This window comes from Paracoccus sp. MC1854, assembly GCF_014164635.1.
GTDB lineage: Bacteria > Pseudomonadota > Alphaproteobacteria > Rhodobacterales > Rhodobacteraceae > Paracoccus.
Genome location: NZ_JACJFU010000102.1, coordinates 1 through 2,091, shown reverse-complemented (window position 1 = coordinate 2,091; position 2,091 = coordinate 1). Strand labels below are relative to the sequence as shown.

Sequence of the window (2,091 nt, the reverse complement as noted above, 5' to 3'; positions counted from 1 at the left end):
AGGGCCGTCCGGGAATGGGTTGCCGCCCGCAATCAGCTGGCCATAATGTTCGCCGGGCGCTTCGACGCCTGACCGTATCTGAAAACCGCATGGGCCGGATCAGATACACGGAGTTCAGGACACTCCCTGTGGATCCGCGCGGAGGGTGCATATCCCGCCATCGTCGATCAAGCGCTGTTCTTGCGCGCAAGGGAAATCGTGGATGCCCGAAGCCGCCATTTCTCGGATGAGGAACTGCTCGAGGCCCTACGCACCATCCTCAATCGCCAAGGCATGCTGTCGGGGCTGATCATCGACGAGCAAGACGACCTGCCGTCTTCCAGTGCCTATCGTAGTCGCTTCGGCAGCCTGCTGCGCGCATACAGACTGATCGGCTACGAGCCAGACCGGGACTACAGTTACATCGAGGTCAACCGCACTCTGCGGCAGGCGCATCCGCAGTTGCTGGCCGAGATTATCGCCGGGGTCACTCGGCACGGCGGGTCGGCGCTGCAAAACCCGGAAACCCACATGCTTCGCGTCAACGATGAGTTCACTTTGTCCATCGTGCTGGCCCGATGCACGTCGACAGCAGCCGGAGCCCTGCGGTGGCGCATCCGCCTCGACACCGGCCTCGTCCCGGACATCACCATCGCCATGCGCATGGACGAGATGAACGAGGCGCCGCGCGACTACTACGTGCTGCCCAGCATCGACATGACCTATGGAAAACTGAAGTTCGCCGAGCAAAACGGGTTCGCGCTGGATGCATACCGGTTCGACACGCTCGATTTCTTCTACGCGCTCGCCTCGCGGGCCAAGATCGCGGAGGTGGCATGAGGCACGACGACTTTGAGTCGACCAGCCAGAAGCAGGTAAGCCTAATCCCGACCGACAGGATCCGCATCCTGAATCCCCGCGTCCGTAACCGCCGCGCCTTCGCGGAAATGGTCGAGAACATTGCCCGAATCGGCCTGAAGCGCCCGATCACAGTGGCACCTCGGCCGGGGACCGATCCGCAGGAATACGACCCTGTCTGCGGACAGGGTCGGCTCGAGGCATTCATCGAACTGAAACAGAACCGCATCCCGGCGATCGTGATCGACGCCGACGAGAGCGACTGTCTTGTCATGAGCCTCGTCGAAAACTGCGCCCGGCGGCAGCACAACCCTATCGACCTGATGCGCGAATCGGTGCGCTCCGTCAGCGCGGCTACACTGACCGCCAGATTGGCGAGAAGATCGGCGTGTCCACCGAATACGTGAGCATGATCGCCGGGCTGCTCGAGAAGGGAGAGGAGCGCTTGGTGTCTGCAGTGGAAACCGGGGTCCTGCCTCTGAACCTCGCCATCCAGATTTCCAAGACCGACGCGAAGGGCGCGCAGAAGGCGCTGATGGACGCCTACACCCAAAACAAGCTGCGCGGCCGGAAGTTGGCGCTCGTGCGCCGCCTGATCCAGCAGCGGGAACTGCGCGGCCCGCAGATCCAGAATAACCCTATCGGACGCCGGGGAGCGAAACGGGCGCTAACAAGCGAAGGCCTCGTACGGGCCTATCAGCAGGAGGCCACACGTCAAAAGCTGCTGCTAAAAAACTGTTCCGGGTCTGGCCCTCCTGTGCGCAGTAGAAACAGCTTGTGCTATCGTCGCGAGCGGAGGGCAGTTGCCGATTGCTTATTGGAGGGACTCACCCCGTTAAAAAACGTGGCACATGGGTCGATGCGCACTTGAGAGTGGTGACACCGCCTCGGCGGTGATCCCGATTAGGAAGATGACGAACTTGCGCGGCCTACGCCCTCCAGCCTGATCGGAGGAGATGTCATGGCAAAGAAGCAGGCCGGCGACCACTCGGACCTGAAGGTGGTCAATTCCAATGCCGCAGCGATCGATATCGGGTCGAAGATGCACATGGCGGCGGTGCACCCCGACCGTGCGGATCTGCCCGTGCGCGTTTTCGGCACCTTCACGCGAGATCTGCACGATCTGGCTGACTGGTTCCGGTCCTGCGGCGTGACCAGCGTGGCAATGGAATCCACCGGGGTCTACTGGATCCCGGCTTTCGAGATCCTCGAGCAGCACGGGTTCGACGTGATCCTCGTGAACGCGCGCTATGC

3 protein-coding genes and 1 pseudogene are annotated in these 2,091 nt (G+C 61.9%); all 4 read left to right on the top strand.

The annotated features are described in order from the left end of the window. Window positions 1–126 precede the first annotated feature (126 nt). Window positions 127–819 (top strand): annotated as a pseudogene (locus H5395_RS18210) (recombinase family protein); the annotation flags it as partial. Next, window positions 816–1,244 (top strand): ParB N-terminal domain-containing protein, encoded by a 429-nt coding sequence (locus tag H5395_RS19275; protein WP_234450873.1) that lies wholly within the window; start codon window positions 816–818, stop codon window positions 1,242–1,244. The pseudogene H5395_RS18210 and the gene H5395_RS19275, both read left to right, overlap by 4 nt. Next, window positions 1,226–1,708 (top strand): plasmid partitioning protein RepB C-terminal domain-containing protein, encoded by a 483-nt coding sequence (locus H5395_RS18205; RefSeq protein ID WP_234450874.1) that lies wholly within the window; start codon window positions 1,226–1,228, stop codon window positions 1,706–1,708. The genes H5395_RS19275 and H5395_RS18205 overlap by 19 nt, the downstream gene beginning before the upstream one ends. Before the next feature lie 90 nt (window positions 1,709–1,798). Beyond that, window positions 1,799–2,091: transposase (locus H5395_RS18200; protein WP_182793943.1), on the top strand; the 293-nt coding region annotated here is incomplete at its 3' end.

What these genes read in the sequence shown, in the direction of transcription:
- H5395_RS19275 (WP_234450873.1), top strand. Translation starts at nt 816, where the DNA reads ATGAGGCACGACGACTTTGAGTCGACCAGCCAGAAGCAGGTAAGCCTA.